The following is a 16,567-nucleotide window of genomic DNA, read 5'->3' as shown; positions in this document are numbered from 1 at the left end:
TAAATGAAATTGAGTCACGATAATTCCCAAGTTTACAGAACAACTCCAGCCAGAACTGGAAAAATGATGATAATCATGTTAGGTATCTGCATTGTCGGCGGAGTAATCTTCTTTTCAATGTGGGATTATTGGATTTCACAACCAGCTCCTGTTGTGGGTATGATGAGTGAAACTATTGAACATGATGTACAAGCTGCTTTTACCGGAGTTCACATTCCAGTTACTTTATCATTTATAGAATCAAGTGATTTTAGGACTCTGGCATTTAATGCGTTACCCGGAGAACCTGATAACAATCCAACAATCAACGCTGATGTTGGTGATGAAATTAATTTCTCTGTAATTAATAATGGAAAATCATTTCATTCATTTGGTGTAACCAAAGCCACTGAAGGATTTTCAGGAATTATTCCTGGATCTGAAGTTGCATCTGCATCAAATCCATTAAAACCTGGTGAGGGTGGAGACTCTAAATTCATTCCTGGTGAAGAAGGAACTTACTATTACATTTGTACTGTTCCAGGTCACAGAGAACAAGGAATGGTTGGTAAAATCGTTGTAGGTGATGTTCCAGTCGAAGAAGTTATGGAAACAGAACCAGAAGTAATGGAAGAAGTTATGGAAGCAACACCAGAACCAGAGGTAATGGAAGAAGTTGCAGAACCAGAACCTGTAGCATATGATGGAGTGATATCTATCCCAGATGGTTCATCCGTTCCAGGATGTGAAGAAACATATGAATGCTATATTCCATACCATGTTACAGTTTCAGCAGGTGATGAGATTACTTGGTCAAATGATGATTCAGCAGCTCACACGGTTACAAGTGGAACACCTTCAGATGGTCCTGATGGAAACTTTGATAGTAGTTTGTTTATGGCAGGAAATACATTCTCAGTAACATTAGATGAAGCAGGTGAATACCCATACTTTTGTATGGTTCATCCTTGGATGGTAGGTATAGTTACAGTAAACTAGAGAAATTTTGGCTATACAATATCTTGCATTAACTACGCTGGTTGTTCTGTATTCGTTGATGTTTATTGGTGGCTATATTTCAGCTGCAGGACTTGGTCTGACTTGTCCTGAATGGCCTCTGTGCCCTAATGGAGTGATGCCTTCTGAGGAATATCTAATTGAATGGATTCATAGAACAACTGCTGCAACCACTGGATTATTAGTAATTTCAACTATGATTGCAAGTCTGATTAACAAGAATTCTGACTTGAAAATAAAAATTACAAGTTCACTTGCAACTGGATTGGTGATTACTCAAATTACCTTAGGCGCACTGGTAATTGATACAAAACTTCATGCGGTTCTGGTTGCAATTCATCTGGGTATTGGAATCTGGCTATTTGCGATGGTGTTGCTAACAACATTGTTTGCATTTAGAATTTCTAGAATAACTGTGAAACCTACAGTCTAGATTTTTTGAAAATTTTTGGCATATAGATGTAAATCATTACCCCTGTGAAAACTAGAGCGCCAACAATTATCGCACCAAAGAAAATTACACCAAATGGGCTTTGAGTTCCCATGTTAAACGTATACGTTATGACTCCTTCGTTTCCTGGCATATCGTACAAGTCAATTTTTACAATATGGTTTCCTTGTTGTCTCCAGACATAATCAAAATCCCAATGGTTCCCTTCAATGGATGTGGGAGGAATTGTATCTACTTGTTGGCCATTAAAAAAAACTCGAATTCCCATTGTAAATCTGTCCACATCTTCATATTCAAACCCCTCACTCACTTTGACTAAAAATTGAGATGGTTCTCCAATTTGCGGAAATTCTGGTAATGTGGCTACCTGAACCCTATAACCTGCCTCAAACTGCTCTGCTGAATTAAACATGGAATGGCCATACGCTTCTTCAAATAATACGCTTGATGAAAACATCAAAACAAAGATCAGAAAAACTGATCGCTTTTTATCCATTAAATGAAATCTAACTTTACATGAATATATTGTAAATCAATGAACGTGAGAAAATCTTCAAAACCTTTAAATCCTTATTGGCAAGAAACCCAATCGTTGACCCTCGTTACAAAATCAATCGATATTAAAACACCTGTAGAGAATGTTTTTACCTACTTTGCAAGACCAGAGCACGTTTCTGACCAAATCAAAAATGACACGGTAGGTATGACGGTGGTTCCTATGGATATCAAAGAAGGAATGGGTGTAGGTACAACCTTCAGAATTATCGGTGACTTTAGCGGTAAACGTCTAGAGTGGGATTGTGAGACAACTGAATTTATCAGAAATGAAAAGATTACAGCAAAACAAATTGAAGGCCCATTTAAGAGATGGCAAATCACAAATGAATTCAAAGCCTTGGGAAATAATCTCACCAGAGTAACCATGTCTGTAGATTACGAAATGCCATTTGGTCCGCTAGGAGCAATTTTGGATAAAGCAAAATTCGCAAAATCTGCTGAGAAAGGAATGGAAACTGCTCTTTACAACGTTAGAGGTTTACTAGAAGGAAATGGTTCAATTCCAGTTTACATAACACTAGATGCATACCAAAAACTTCTTGCCGAAAAGAAAAAGATGAACGATGTTCCAGTTTCAACTGCACTTACGGCAATTATTGAAAAGTACAATGAAATTGAAGCAAAAACCCAAAACTAAATTTTCATTTATTTTAAAATCTTAAGATTAATAACAACTCTGGGCTTTATCCATTTTGGTGGGTCTATGGCGCAGCCAGGTAGCGCACCGGACTCTTAATCCGGTTGTCAAGGGTCCGAATCCCTTTAGACCCGCTCTCCCTTTCACTAGAGTCTCAAAAACTCTCAATATCTCTAACCAGTATTTACTTTCTGGTGGGTATAATGATAGAATAATGACACAACCATTTCTCTCAATCACAGAGACACAAGATCCTGCAACAACTGATCCGCTTGGAAACTTTTACGCTGGCATAAAATCAGAAGAAACAAAAACTACATACCGCAAGACACTGCGCGAGTTTCTCTTTGCAATAAAAGAGTTCTCGGGGGATTTTAATCAAAGGGCAATTGCGTTTTGCAAATACACAAAGGAAAATCCAGATAACACAAAAAATCTCCTAAAAAACTATGCCAAGTATTTGCGTACAAGAACAGAAAAACCAATTTCTGATGAGAACTATCTCAAACCTACTGTAGTGCCAAACAAGTTCAAGGGAATCAAAAAATTTCTAAAAATGAATGAACTTCCAATGGAATGGGGAGGAATAGAGGCAATATTTCCAGAAATTACAAATGTACAGCAAACAAGAGGCTACACAACTGAGGAGATTAGAAAGATAATAGAATATTGTTCAACTCCACTAAGTAAATTCTTAATCCTAGCTGAGAGCTCAAGTGGAATTCGTGTGGGAAGTCTATATGATCAAACATGGGGTAACATCAACCCAATATATCCTGCCAAAAACGGTACATACACCCATGACCCAGAAAAGGCAACTGGTAATGTAGTATGTGCAAGCATAATAGTCTATGATGGAACATCATCAAGATATCCGTCACTAATTTCACTTGAGGCATGGGATCAATTACGGATAGCAAAAAACAATCGGCACCAGTTCAGAATCCAATGTCTTTGATGTACAAACAACTCATAAAGAACATGTGTTTCCTGTAATATACCAGCCAAGAGTTGACACCCTTGACAATTACATTCGTGCCATATTTTGGGATGTGCAAGAAGACAAGATTGAGATTTCAGTCGTGTTCAATGACGAACAACTAAGCAGGGCTTGGTTTTTGGATGTTGCATACAGAGTGTTTAGAAAAAGAAAGTATGGACGAATTCGTGATCTTGAGTCCTTTAAGATTGTACTTGATAACGGCAACCCTGTATATCTGAAATTCCCTAATATCTACAGCAATAATGATACGCTCAAAGATGATTCCACGCACGGAGATTCGACAAAATGGGGCAAAAAGGCGCCTCCCCATGACATCAAGTACTTTTATGACGATGAGAACCATCCTGTCATCTTTGTGAATACTTCAAACCATGCAATGGCAGAACATGACACAAACCCACAATTCTGGAAGTGGGAATATGTGGGATGGGAAAAAGACACACCTCTTGTAATTGGCGGTGGAACTCGAGATGCAGTAGATAACATGCTCAAAGAGCAGGCAATAAAAGAAAAGTATTGTTAATCAGAATGGGATTTCTAATACAACAAGAAAATGAAAAAGAAAAAATGTTTGCATCAAATATGACTAGAACTGGAATTGGAATTTCTTTGAGTAATGATCATCTTGTTATTGTACAGAACTTTTGTTAGTGTGAAAAAATGAAAATCAGATACAAAACTCTCATTGTTATTGGCGGAACTGTTTTTGTTTACTTTGTAATATCTATGCTACTATCTTTATGCATGTCATTTTTTGATGATTGTTCTGTGCTTAGAGATGTGAACATTCAGACACGCCTTATCGTTCCTGGAGGTATTGTATGGGATACTACAAATGGTATCGAAGAACGGTCTGGAACTGCACATGGATTTGAAGAAACAAAACCCGGAGTTTTCATTCAAACACCCGATTTATCTTGTTTTTCATTATTGTGCCAATGATCATAATTACTGCGTCAGCCATATGGGGTAAAAGAAAATGAAGACTAGGCTTTTGATAATTTCTGGATTAATTGCGATGAGTTCGTTTATTCCTCAAGTGTTTGGCGTATCTGAAAACAATCTGGAAGATTCTGTTCCTTCTTGTGACATTGGGGTGTTTTAGTTTCAAGATAGAGGAAAAAAGTCCGCTCTTACAGCGTTTTTATATTTGTCATTTATGAACATATGATATGGCTGTGTATAGAAGTCCAACTAAAGTAGTAGGTGAAATTCTCACCATTGCTGAACAAACAGGTCAACAAGGAATCCGGCCAACTCCTTTGATGGCAAAGGCTAACATACCATCTTCAAAACTCTCAAAATTTATGAAAAATCTGACTAATGCCGGATTAATTGCAACTAAAGAAATTGATAAAAAAATGCATTTGTGATTACCTCTAAAGGAAGAGAATACCTTCAATCGTATAGAAGATTTATTGGAATTGCAGAGTCATATGGGTTGGAATTCTAGAAATTATTCTTGTCTGAGATAAAATTCAATAATTTGAATAAACATTTTATGTAAACCCCTCAAAGAGAGGGGAAAACAAGAGACGCGAAATCTCTGAGTCATGATGACTGGTATTATCTACATGAATTAGTTAATTGTAATATGTGTGTGCAAAATATTCAAAATGTTTCTAAACACTAATTTGTTCCCTTTCAAGTATGCCCTTAGCCAATTTGGAAATATTACTATGGGACATTTGGAATATAAAAATGAAAATGGATTTTAATATATTCATAAACAAAGAATTCTTTAGTAATTCTTAAATTGTATAATTTTTGGATTTTTGTGGTATGGTTGATGTGAATTCAAAATTATTATTGTTTGTAGTTATGGGTATTATTACATCTACTTTTTATGCAGATGACGTGTTTGCACAGCCTTTGCAAGAGGTAAATGCAGATGTGATTGAATTTGACGGTGTATTTGCAACAGTTGAGATTTCATGGAATGATAACGGTGCATCATACTATGAAGTTGGATGTGTAAGCTGTATGCCAAACTTGTCAGATACTACAACTGAAAACTTGATGGTTTTAAGCAATGTGACTGCTTTTGCCAATGGAGACGCATTACTGTATGTAATAGCCTATGATGATAACTCTGAGATAACTACAGCAACACAAGTTGTGGTGAAGTTAAGGTGAATAATCTCATAATATTGTCAAGTGCAAGTGTAATTGTAGTTACAATCATTGTAGTACTTGCAATGTCTGTTTCAGATGAAACTGTATCAGTATCGGAGCAAGAACTCAAAGAATCCATACAAAAAGAAATATCAAAATCCCCCCAAATTACCGGAATTCATGCGCAGACCATTTGTAAAATTATAGAATTAGACTGCTCTGATCAAACATCATTTTATGCAACACTTGATCCATCTGATGGTTACACTAAATTTAGATATTTTCAGGATGGGGTGCATTATGATTTCAGAATACTTGATGATAAATTGGAATACCATACAAATCAAAATCCTGATCAATGGGTTACGTATGAAGAAAAGGATCAGTGGATGTGGGATTATGATGCCGAATCAGACGATCCAGTCACGGAATCTGCTCCTTTAACTGAGCAAAATTATTCAAGAACATTTCACTATGATAGTGATGATTTAGGAAACTATGAGAGGTGGTGCTCTACCTACAACGGCATTTACTATCCAAGTGTAGATGGCTCCAAAGTCAGATGTGAGTATACAACAGAAAAGGATCATGATGAGGCCAGGGAAGGGTTACGCGAATTGCAGAAAAAAAAGATCTCAGGAGAACTGGCTCAAAAACTGTGTAGGGCATACGGGAAGGAATGTGAACCTGGAATTTTCATTACAATGGAATATGATCTGGAGACTGGCGAACTGTACAAGTTGAAAAGAAACGAAGACATATCATCCGGGCATTTTTACACAGAATACCGAATTATTGATGATGATGTAATCCAATATAGGTATCCTACAGGACATGCAAGTTCTGGATTTCCTTGGAAAACTTTTGAGGAATAAAGTTCGTTCTAAATGAAATTAACATCATGCTTTGTGCGCAAAAATCATATTTTTACTGGCGTTTTGAATCAACGTTTCCCGCTTATTTTTACTTGTAATTTCAGAAATTATCTGTGATTAATCCATGATGATCATTTCATGACTTGAGATCATTTTTTCATATTTTTATTCAAATTTGTGACATTTCTAAGCCTCTGTCTATATTCCCTCACATACAGTGCTTTAGGTTGAATTTGAACCAAAAACCTGTTCAAACCTTGACAGATTCAAACTGACTCTGTAAATTCCATTAACGGATTCAATTCTAGTTATTTTTCACAGCCAATTCCATCACCATCTCTGTCAAATCCATGAGGATCCGAACCTCTAACAATAAAGTTGGAATATGCAATCTCGTCACAATCAAGATCTGGCGGATATTGTGGTATACACACTGAAGGATATGACTCATCACAAGAAGGCTTTGATGTAATAGATGGATTGGTAGTGCTTTGAGTAATTTTGGATAATTCCTCTTCTCCCCATTTGTCAGCACCTACTCCCGATGTTTTTCTCTCACCTGTAATCATGTTTAGTCCTGTAGATGACTCGTAAACCATACCAATTGCAATGAATAGTACAAATGGTACAACAATCATTGCTGCAATTTTGGTTCCCTTGTCATTCATTAAAAAATATGATAATGCTAAGGTATTAAATTTTGGCAGGTTTGAACTCAAAATCAGAAAAAGGAGTCATGTTTTGACAATTCTATAGTAAATGCAGTAAGATTATTCCTTGTACTAATTTTGCCACGATGTTGCTGAACAGTTGAGCAGTAAAGGCTCCAAATCTTTTCTCTGTTAATGATTGACATGTTGTTAGTCATTGTTCTTGAGGATAGTTTCCACCTCTTCTCTGTGAGGTTTGCAGTAAAGCCCTGCATTTCTACAATCAGGACATTTTAGGTATTTTTCATAGTCAATCATTTCAATTACCTTGAATGTAATTACGAGCATTTATTGATAATTGTGATTGTGTTTAATTTGAGCATACACATCCTGAAATTACATTTTTTCTGGAATCAGATATGCAAAAATCTATTCCAAGATGGAAGATAGGATACTACTCTATGAGTTTAGGACTTGTAGGAATGGTTTTTGGATTGACTTGGATTCTAAGTTACTAGTTCACCCAATTAGAAAAACAAAAAATTTTAAAAAAAATAAAATAGGAATGGAAACTTAGGCTCTTCGTTTCTCGTAAGAATTGCCTGTTGTCTGATCAACGCTAAAAGTTTCAGATGTCTTTTGTTCATATGAGAAGTGATTTCTCAGATTGGTTCTTTCTTCTAATGCTTCAGATCGGTTCGAATCATAGTACTCTGCTATTTGACTGGGATCTATTGGACTGCCAGTAATGAAATGGTTTCTTGCCAAAGATCTCTCATCTATAGACTCAAGAGATTCAAAACCATCAGATCCATAAGCATAGGTATTTTCTAGCATTGTTGGAACGTTTAGCAATAGGACGCTTAACAAAGAAAACATTCCAAAAAGAGCCGTTTTTCTCACCGTGTAAAGCTTTGGGGTGTCAACAGTATACTTTATGCCAACACATCCGGTGTATTGTATTGTTTTGTTCTGATTTTGGGAATTAACCATTATCAAGATAGTTAAAATGATTCAATTAAGTTTCTGTTTGTTATAGAATACAAACAACCGAGACATGATAAATTTTCATAGTTAGAAACTGTGACAAATCCAGGTCAGGATACGGTTCAAATCTCAACATGTTTGAACTCTGAATTTAATAAATTTTGAACAGTACGAGAAGTTATTTTGTATTGTTATGGACGCTGCTTTACTTGTGGGACATAATTCTTCATGTTTCCAATCTAGGCTAAAAAACTTAGTTTTGAGTTAGTATTTCTACCTTATTCAAGAATTTCTCAGTTTTGAATGGTTTTTGTTCAACATCAATATTTTTCCCATCCACATTAAATGAATCCAAGATGGATTGCTCCTCACCAGTGACAAAAAAGAATTTTTGAGCAGGTTCAAGTTCGAGTATTTTCTGTCCTGCCTCAATCCCTGTCATTTCAGGCATAGAGTTATCACTTACAATCAGATCAAATGGAAGTTTTCCAAATGGATGTGACCTTATCTCCTTTTCATAAATTTCAAATTCCTCCTTTCCATTACGAGCAACAAAGACCTTGTGTCCCTCAGATTCCAAAACAGTTTTGTAATATTCGGCTAGTGCCTCCTCGTCTTCGACTACAAGAATCCTCAAGGATTTGTTATTCACAATATAATATTTGCATCAAATTATCTATAGATCTGTATGACAAATTTAATCAAACAGGATTAGATATTTACTGGCATTTTGAATCAATGTTTTCCGCTTATCTTTTACTTTAATATCAATTCCACATAATTCAGAAGGGAATTGATATTCAAATCTGTCAAGATTTGAACTATGCAGATATGAAAAATCACTATTGATGTAATTTGGACGAAACCCTGAATAAATTTTCTACAAACACAAAAGATAAGTTCAAGTATGTTCTATGATAAGTGATGAAATCACAGGATGAGACTCCTGTGGCAGGTGACGGGGATACCTTTAGACCCGCTATCTTGAATTTTAGAATCTTTTATCGATTAACATTACATCATGCACAAAAGCTCGGGAATTTCATAACCAGAACTTTCTATCATGTTTGTAGAGGAACATTGTATAATCAAAACAAACCAGTTCTATCACTTAACTAGAATACAATACATTGGAAGTCCTTTACAAGTATTTTACAGTGGAATAAAATCAGTTGAAACTAAAACTGCTTACACAAAAAATAAGAGATCTACTTGATTCAATAGAATCTTTTGAAGGAATTTTTGAAGACAAAGCAACCATGATATCTATACTGCATCCTTAAAATCTAGACAAAGTCTGAAAAATTTTGAAGTATTCCATTCTAAACTCTTGAAATGAGTCTCTCTTTTAAATACTGAACACATTGATTTTCAAAACATCTTGGTTTCTAAATGGGTTTTCTTGATGGTTTTTCTTTTCTCTACATTACTTGTACCCAATTTTTCTGTTCATGGACAGTCAAATAATTCTGATACCACTCTACTTTTTATCAAAAGTGTGACTTCGCTCTCCCTTGACATGCTTGCAGATTATGTTGAACAAGGAGATGTGGAAAGTGCAAAAAATATCTCAATGACTATTACATCATATTTTCCCTTACATTTGCAGACTTTGAGACAACACGATCTTGAGACTTCTGATGAAATACATCTGCTGTTGTTAGACATACACAGCAGTATTGGAAAATCAGATAACCAAAAGATACTTTCTGAAATTAACACTGTTCAAAATTTGCTGGAGAGATACAAATATGATTCTCCAGACTTTGGAAAAACTATTGCACAAATATTGACCCTAGTTGATGAACAATACCAATTTTCTGCTCAAAATGATGTTTCGTCATCATACCAACTATCTGTGAAACTTGTGGATCTGTCAATTGAATTGTTTGGAAATACAAATTATGATGAACGATTAACTCTTGAGATTAGTTCTTTTCTTGATGAATTGAAAATAAAAATTGAAAATAAAGATGATTTTCATTCAGTTGGAACCCTAATCTCAGTAATAAATCGAGATTTTGTTGGAACTGAAACTGTAGTGTATGACAAACAGAAACTCTATGAAAACATCAGGTCTCTATATGAAGAATTATTTGCAGCGTTAGACCAAGGAGATTACGCTAAAGCAGAAGAGTTAGGAATTGAGGCATATTTGGAAAATTTTGAGTATCTGGAAGCTGACATTGAAAAAGTAGACCCAAAATTGCTTTATGAGTTAGAGATAGACATGCGTGAAGAACTTCGAGAAATGATTCAAGACAAGCAAGACGTAAAGAGAATCAAAACATTCGTAAGTGATTCCATTTTGCCTGATCTTGCAAACGCAGAAGAACAGGTAAAATCTCTTGGGAGTGCTGGATTATCTGATATTGTTTTAGAAAAAGAACTAAAAGATATGGGCGATGCATCTGAAGGTGCAAAAGAAAGTGTCAGAAACGAAATTGATTTCATTAGAGACACTCTTCAGGCTTTGTTAGTTCAATATGATGAGGGTGATTTTCAATCAGCTTACACTTCAGCAAGAACTGCATATCTTGACAGCTATGAGTTTGTTGAAATCCCGCTACGTACAATTGACCCTGATTTTACCCTTGAGGTGGAATTTCAATTTGCAGAGCTACGAAGCATGATACAAAATCAAGCTCCTTCTGAGGACATACAAGAAGTTGTAATTGCAATAAAACGAAATCTTGACGAATCAGAAAGACTAGTCAGCGGTGTAGGCACACTTGCACCTATGATTGCCTTTACATCATCATTTGCAATAATTTTTAGAGAAGGTCTGGAATCTGTGTTGATTTTAGGTGCAGTCCTGTCTTATCTTGAAGCATCACGAAATAATCAATTCAAAAAATATGTGTACTACGGTGTGCTTGCTGCATTTGGTGCAACAGCAGTTACTTGGGTGATTGCATCGTATGTTATTGAAATCTCTGGTGCAAATCGGGAACTTATAGAAGCGATTGCCGCATTGTCTGCAACTGCTGTTTTGTTTTATGTTAGTTTTTGGGTTTTAAATAAAATTGAGCATAAAAAATGGATGGAATTTGTAAAGGCAAAAGTTTGGCAAGCTTCTGCAACTGGTAGTGTGATGGTGTTTGTTATGTTGGCTTTCTTTACCGTATATAGAGAAGGATTTGAAACTGTCTTATTTTATCAGGCAATGTCTGGATTTGCAAAGTATATGGAATTACAAGTCGGTCTTGGATTTGTGCTTGGAATTGTATCGTTGATAGCAATCTATTATGGAATGCGTAGATTGGGAAGAAAATTGCCCTTACGTGCATTGTTTGGATTGACGATGGGTGTTGGCGCGTATCTTTCAATAGCATTTTTGGGAAATGCAGTAAGGGAATTACAAGTTTTAGATATTGTTCCTTATACTGGAATGATTGGAATCATACCTCGTCTTGACATCAATTTGGCTACGATGACAGGAATCTACCCCACTCTTGAAACTATTGTATCGCAAATCATCCTATTGGGCATCTATCTTGCTGCCTCATCATACGTATTGGTAGTTAGACCAAAACGTGAAAAACAAATAGCCATGATGCGTAAGTCAAGAAGTACTGTTGATGACTGAAAAAAATCGAATTAGAGTTGGAATTGATGTTGGTGGCACCTTTACCAAAGCTGTAGCCATTGACATCAAGACTGGAACTATCTTGGGAAAATCAACTGTGATGACTACTCATACTAATGAACGAGGCGTATCTGCAGGAATTGTAAATGCACTATCTAATATCCTAGAAACATCGAAAATTTCTATTGATGATATTGAATTAATATCTCACAGTACAACACAAGCAATCAATGCATTATTAGAAAAAGATACTTTCAAAGTTGGTATTGTTGCAATGGGTGTTGGTCCAGAGAAAAAAAATATAATTAAACGCACAAAACTCTCAGATAACAAGATTAATTCTGAACATGATATAAACACATGTCATTGTTTTCTTGATACCTCACATTTGATTTCAGAAGAAGAAGTTACAACAGCAATTAACAAATTAAAAAATGATGGTGCAAAAGTTATAATCGCTACTGAGGCATTTGGAGTTGATGATCCGTCAAATGAAAAATTTGTAATGAATGTATGCTCCAAACTGGGGCTTCCATCTACTGCCTCACATGAAATCTCTGGAATTTATGGGCTAGAAATTAGAACCCTGACTTCTGCAGTTAATGCTAGTGTTTTGCCAAAAACATTTCAAGTTGCAAACTATGTCGAGGATGCTATACGAGATTTTGGTATAAACTCCCCCTTGATGATAATGAAAGGAGATGGAGGTGTTACAAATATGAACACCTTTAGAACAAAACCCATACTTACTATACTCTCAGGCCCAGCTGCCAGTGTAGCAGGAGCTTTGCTTTATCAGAGAATTACCAACGGTATTTTTGTTGAAGTTGGTGGAACTAGTACAAACATTTGTGTTATCAAAAATGGAAAGCCAGAAATCCGTTATGTTACAATCAAAGATCATCCCACATGTGTTAGATCCATTGATGTTAGAATACTGGGAGTTGCAGGAGGCAGTATGTGTCAAATTAAGGATAACAGGATACTTGGTGTGGGCCCTAGGAGTGCTCATATTGCTGGTTTGAAATATTCCTGTTTTGCGGATCCCTCTGAACTTGAAGGAGGCAAAATCATCTCAATAAAGCCAACTGAAAACGATAATGATGAATATGTTGCAATTTCATCAAAAGGTAAAATTTTTGCAATTACCAATACCTGTGCTGCAAACGCTTTGGGCATGGTTGATAGTGATGACTATGCGTATGCTTCCCCAGACTCTGCCAAGATTGCTTTGAAGATATTATCTGAACATCTTGGAATGTCATATTCTGAGGTGGCAATGTCGATAATTCAAACTGCGTCATTTACCATCACGAAAGAAATCAGTAAAATTCTAAAAGAATTTCAAATATCTCCTTCCACAACTCAGATTGTTGGCGGTGGGGGAGGGGCATCAGTATTGGTACCTTTTGTTGCAAAACAACTAGGAATAAAATACTCAAAGTGTAAACATTCTGAAATAATATCTTCTATCGGAGTGGCGTCATCCATGCTTCAAGAAGAATTGGAAATTACTATGGCAGAACCAACGCCTGAAAAAATATCTGTAGCCCATAAAAAAATTCACAACATTATGATTGATAGAGGGGCATTGTCTGAATCCATAACGATAAGTAGCGAGTATATCCCTGAGAAATCAATTCTTCGCGTTATTGCAACTGGAAATGTGGAACTTGATAGCTCTGCTACTTCAAAGACTATTTTTACATTAGATGAAGCCCTAACACGATGTTCTGAAATAATTAAACTTCCTGAATCTCTTATTGAGTTAAGTTTTGAAACTGAGCATTACTTTGTATTTACAGGTCATATTGAAAAAAAGAGAATGTTTAGCAAACACAACAGACATCATATAATAGTCTTGGATAGATTTGGAAGACTAAAACTTTCAATCAAAAATGGAAAGATCTTTCAAGGAGGCAAGCTTAGCATGTTAGAAGATATCGATGATTTCTTAGAGTCTAGAAGCAGTGACATTGCACCACAAGTATATCTTTTAACAGATCTAAAACTCATTGATTATTCCAGTCTCACATCTAACTCTCATATTATTGATGCAGTACGACAGGAAATCAGTGACAATGATAAAGCTGCAGTAATAATTGAAATTTAATTGATTCAAAATGTTATTCTAGAAACTTGGAATATTTCCAAATAATGTGTAATGCATTTAAATGATAATTTTCAAGACCACTTTCTTAATGAGAAAAATAACTACATTGACACTTTTGATGACTTCGATAATTTTGTCAAGTCCATCTTTTGCTTTTGCTGAATCAGTTCAAGAAAAATCTGAGTTTGCTTCATCCCTTGAGGAAACATTAGGTCACTTTTGGGCACTTGAACAAAACCTAGATGATAAAAATGCTGAACTGGCATTGATTCATGCTACACATCCAATTTCAGAATTGTATGACTCCATGAAACCACAGCTAAAGGCAGCAGATCCTTCACTTGATGCACAAGTTCAGAAGACATTGATGGATTTGAAAGACAAGGCAAATACCAGCATATCACGAGCACAAGCTCAGCAGGCAATTGACGATGCAAAAGGCGTTGTTGAAATTGCACGCTCTACTATTGTAGGTGATTATCTCAGCAACTCAGTTGACACAAAATTGATTTTGATGAAAGTTCTACTTGATACATCAATAGCAGAATACGGTGAAGCCGTCTCTGATGGTGTAATTGGAGAAATGGCTGAATTCCAAGACGGTTCTGCATTTGTCTGGAGGTCACAGCAAATCTTTGCTGAAATAGAACCTAACATTGACGCTCATATTGCAGAAGAGATTGAAGAATCCTATGAATATCTATGGCAAGCATACGATGCTAAAGCTGATCCTTCAGAAATTCAAACTATTGCAAATAGAATTATTCATGAACTAGATGAATCACAAGAACCAAAAATAGAGTTTGCTTCATCCCTTGAGGAAACATTAGGTCACTTTTGGGCACTTGAACAAAACCTAGATGATAAAAATGCTGAACTGGCATTGATTCATGCTACACATCCAATTTCAGAATTGTATGACTCCATGAAACCACAGCTAAAGGCAGCAGATCCTTCACTTGATGCACAAGTTCAGAAGACATTGATGGATTTGAAAGACAAGGCAAATACCAGCATATCACGAGCACAAGCTCAGCAGGCAATTGACGATGCAAAAGGCGTTGTTGAAATTGCACGCTCTACTATTGTAGGTGATTATCTCAGCAACTCAGTTGACACAAAATTGATTTTGATGAAAGTTCTACTTGATACATCAATAGCAGAATACGGTGAAGCCGTCTCTGATGGTGTAATTGGAGAAATGGCTGAATTCCAAGACGGTTCTGCATTTGTCTGGAGGTCACAGCAAATCTTTGCTGAAATAGAATCTGACATTGACGCTCATATTGCAGAAGAGATTAAAGAATCCTATGAAGACTTGTGGAATGCATATGATGTAATGGCCAATCCTTTACAAGTTGAAACTTTAGCTGGAGGTATTATCCATGAAATTGATGAAGTCTTAGGTGTTGAGGATGAAGGCAATGATTTGTTAGAGTATGTAGAAACCATTGAAGAATTGCTTGATCAAACAAAACAAGAATATGCAAAAGGAGATACTGATTTGGCATTAAGTCTTGCCACAAAGGCATATCTTGATAACTATGAGTTTCTTGAGGCACCCTTGATTGAACTTGGTCAGCGAGAGTTGATGGAAGAAGTTGAAGTCATGTTGCGTGAAGAACTCCGAGGCATGATTCGAAATGGTGAGCCAGTATCCGAAGTCAATGCTCAGATTGATGCAATTCAAGCTAAAATGAAAACCATTGGAACTGTTGTGCCAGAATTTGGAACAATAGCAATGATGGTACTAGTTGTCGCAATCACAAGCATTATTGCAATTACTGCAAAATCTAGAATAAATCTAAGAGTCTAACTCTTTTTTCTATTTTTTTATTGAAATAAGTGCATTCAGAAGCTGTTTTTAAAACTATTTTGTTCTGTATTTCATTATTCCAAAATGAAAACCAAATTTAATTAATCCCGGTGGAATACTTATGTTCAAATCATAAAACATTGATGTTACATACATACCAGAAATGCCATGTGATGTAGTGTGTAATTATGCTATTTTGCTGATGGTTGAAAAAATAAAAAAAGATTATTCAAGGAATGATCTTAACATCCAAGCCATCTTTTCATGTTGTTCCATAAGCCCTGTGAGAAAATCAGAAGTTCCTGCATCTCCCAATTTTGTACATGTCTCAAGATCTTTTCTTAATGTTTGAATGACTGATTCATGATCAACTAGAAGATTTCTCAGCATTGTTTGTGCTTCTGGAAATGTGTCTGGTTGTTCCTTGATTCTACTATTCCCAATAAACTCAGAAAGAGTTGCTTTTGTCTTTCCACCCAAAGACCTACCTCTCTCAGCAACTTCGTCAATAATTCCATCTAGTTCGCCGTATTGCGATTCAAAGAACTTGTGAAGATCATTGAATTGTATTCCTACGACGTTCCAATGATAGTTTCTTGTTTTGGTATACAACACGTACTCATCGGCTAAAAGTCTGTTCAAAATATCAACGATGTTTTTTGCATTATCAGAGGAAATTCCAATATTAGTTTCCATGAAAAGATTATCTCATTACCAAATAAAAGTCATCATAGTTTTGAGGGAGTTGTTACCTGGATTATAATTGCAATACACCCT

General features: G+C 35.8%; 20 protein-coding genes and 1 tRNA gene. 15 read left to right on the top strand and 6 right to left on the bottom strand.

Going from position 1 to position 16,567, the window contains the following annotated elements:
- Positions 1–3: 3 nt before the first annotated feature.
- Positions 4–978: a plastocyanin/azurin family copper-binding protein gene (locus K5783_RS06820; RefSeq protein WP_297473249.1), complete on the top strand. Its 975-nt coding sequence runs from the start codon at positions 4–6 to the stop codon at positions 976–978.
- A gap of 7 nt (positions 979–985) precedes the next feature.
- Positions 986–1,429 carry a COX15/CtaA family protein gene (locus K5783_RS06815; protein ID WP_297473246.1) on the top strand — a complete coding sequence of 148 codons (444 nt, stop codon included), beginning with the start codon at positions 986–988 and terminating at the stop codon, positions 1,427–1,429.
- Here the strand turns inward: K5783_RS06815 and K5783_RS06810 are convergent.
- The gene (locus K5783_RS06810) at positions 1,419–1,943 is read right to left on the bottom strand and encodes a hypothetical protein (RefSeq protein WP_297473245.1); all 525 of its coding nucleotides are present in this window, start codon (positions 1,941–1,943) and stop codon (positions 1,419–1,421) included. The two genes, K5783_RS06815 and K5783_RS06810, sit on opposite strands and share 11 nt — an antisense overlap.
- A gap of 96 nt (positions 1,944–2,039) precedes the next feature.
- Here K5783_RS06810 and K5783_RS06805 point away from each other — a divergent pair, with 96 nt between their 5' ends.
- From K5783_RS06805 to K5783_RS06760, 10 genes are all read left to right on the top strand, one after another.
- Positions 2,040–2,642, top strand: a complete 603-nt coding sequence (locus K5783_RS06805) for an SRPBCC family protein (protein WP_366939173.1) — start codon at positions 2,040–2,042, stop codon at positions 2,640–2,642.
- Between the two features lie 60 nt (positions 2,643–2,702).
- Positions 2,703–2,776: transfer RNA gene (locus K5783_RS06800), tRNA-Lys, on the top strand.
- Between the two features lie 80 nt (positions 2,777–2,856).
- The gene (locus K5783_RS06795) at positions 2,857–3,600 is read left to right on the top strand and encodes a hypothetical protein (RefSeq protein WP_297473242.1); all 744 of its coding nucleotides are present in this window, start codon (positions 2,857–2,859) and stop codon (positions 3,598–3,600) included.
- Positions 3,601–3,625: 25 nt separating this feature from the next.
- Positions 3,626–4,168, top strand: coding sequence for a hypothetical protein (locus K5783_RS06790; protein ID WP_297473240.1), 543 nt, complete (start codon positions 3,626–3,628; stop codon positions 4,166–4,168).
- Positions 4,169–4,173: 5 nt separating this feature from the next.
- Positions 4,174–4,296, top strand: coding sequence for a hypothetical protein (locus K5783_RS06785; RefSeq protein WP_297473238.1), 123 nt, complete (start codon positions 4,174–4,176; stop codon positions 4,294–4,296).
- Between the two features lie 9 nt (positions 4,297–4,305).
- Positions 4,306–4,587, top strand: a complete 282-nt coding sequence (locus tag K5783_RS06780; protein WP_297473235.1) for a hypothetical protein — start codon at positions 4,306–4,308, stop codon at positions 4,585–4,587.
- A 37-nt stretch (positions 4,588–4,624) separates the two neighbouring features.
- Positions 4,625–4,750 carry a hypothetical protein gene (locus K5783_RS06775; RefSeq protein ID WP_297473233.1) on the top strand — a complete coding sequence of 42 codons (126 nt, stop codon included), beginning with the start codon at positions 4,625–4,627 and terminating at the stop codon, positions 4,748–4,750.
- A gap of 67 nt (positions 4,751–4,817) precedes the next feature.
- Entirely contained in the window at positions 4,818–5,018 is a 201-nt protein-coding gene (locus K5783_RS06770) for a winged helix-turn-helix domain-containing protein (protein ID WP_297473232.1), read from the top strand.
- A gap of 409 nt (positions 5,019–5,427) precedes the next feature.
- Positions 5,428–5,781: a hypothetical protein gene (locus K5783_RS06765; protein WP_297473230.1), complete on the top strand. Its 354-nt coding sequence runs from the start codon at positions 5,428–5,430 to the stop codon at positions 5,779–5,781.
- On the top strand, positions 5,778–6,635 hold the full coding sequence (locus K5783_RS06760) for a hypothetical protein (protein WP_297473229.1): 858 nt from the start codon (positions 5,778–5,780) through the stop codon (positions 6,633–6,635). Before K5783_RS06765 ends, K5783_RS06760 begins: the two co-directional genes overlap by 4 nt.
- Before the next feature lie 308 nt (positions 6,636–6,943).
- Here the strand turns inward: K5783_RS06760 and K5783_RS06755 are convergent, their stop codons facing one another.
- The 4 genes from K5783_RS06755 to K5783_RS06740 form a co-directional block, all read right to left on the bottom strand.
- A complete protein-coding gene (locus K5783_RS06755) occupies positions 6,944–7,303 on the bottom strand; it encodes an excalibur calcium-binding domain-containing protein (RefSeq protein WP_297473228.1) in 360 nt (119 codons plus the stop codon).
- Positions 7,304–7,495: 192 nt separating this feature from the next.
- Complete coding sequence (locus K5783_RS06750; protein WP_297473225.1) at positions 7,496–7,633, bottom strand: hypothetical protein; 138 nt, start codon at positions 7,631–7,633, stop codon at positions 7,496–7,498.
- A 225-nt stretch (positions 7,634–7,858) separates the two neighbouring features.
- Positions 7,859–8,278: a hypothetical protein gene (locus K5783_RS06745; RefSeq protein WP_297473224.1), complete on the bottom strand. Its 420-nt coding sequence runs from the start codon at positions 8,276–8,278 to the stop codon at positions 7,859–7,861.
- A 247-nt stretch (positions 8,279–8,525) separates the two neighbouring features.
- On the bottom strand, positions 8,526–8,924 hold the full coding sequence (locus K5783_RS06740) for a response regulator (protein ID WP_297473222.1): 399 nt from the start codon (positions 8,922–8,924) through the stop codon (positions 8,526–8,528).
- A 753-nt stretch (positions 8,925–9,677) separates the two neighbouring features.
- On the opposite strand from K5783_RS06740, the gene K5783_RS06735 reads away from it, so the two are divergent.
- From K5783_RS06735 to K5783_RS06725, 3 genes are all read left to right on the top strand, one after another.
- Positions 9,678–11,861, top strand: coding sequence for an FTR1 family protein (locus tag K5783_RS06735; protein WP_297473220.1), 2,184 nt, complete (start codon positions 9,678–9,680; stop codon positions 11,859–11,861).
- Positions 11,854–13,974, top strand: a complete 2,121-nt coding sequence (locus K5783_RS06730; protein ID WP_297473219.1) for a hydantoinase/oxoprolinase family protein — start codon at positions 11,854–11,856, stop codon at positions 13,972–13,974. The genes K5783_RS06735 and K5783_RS06730 overlap by 8 nt, the downstream gene beginning before the upstream one ends.
- Before the next feature lie 88 nt (positions 13,975–14,062).
- On the top strand, positions 14,063–15,790 hold the full coding sequence (locus K5783_RS06725) for a PEFG-CTERM sorting domain-containing protein (RefSeq protein WP_297473218.1): 1,728 nt from the start codon (positions 14,063–14,065) through the stop codon (positions 15,788–15,790).
- Between the two features lie 225 nt (positions 15,791–16,015).
- Here K5783_RS06725 and K5783_RS06720 read toward each other — a convergent pair whose 3' ends face one another.
- Entirely contained in the window at positions 16,016–16,486 is a 471-nt protein-coding gene (locus tag K5783_RS06720) for a DNA starvation/stationary phase protection protein (RefSeq protein ID WP_297473217.1), read from the bottom strand.
- Positions 16,487–16,567 lie beyond the last annotated feature (81 nt).

Origin of the sequence: Nitrosopumilus sp. (assembly GCF_025699125.1) — an archaeon.
In the GTDB taxonomy this organism is placed as follows: domain Archaea; phylum Thermoproteota; class Nitrososphaeria; order Nitrososphaerales; family Nitrosopumilaceae; genus Nitrosopumilus.
This window is presented reverse-complemented; position numbering and strand designations above follow the sequence as displayed.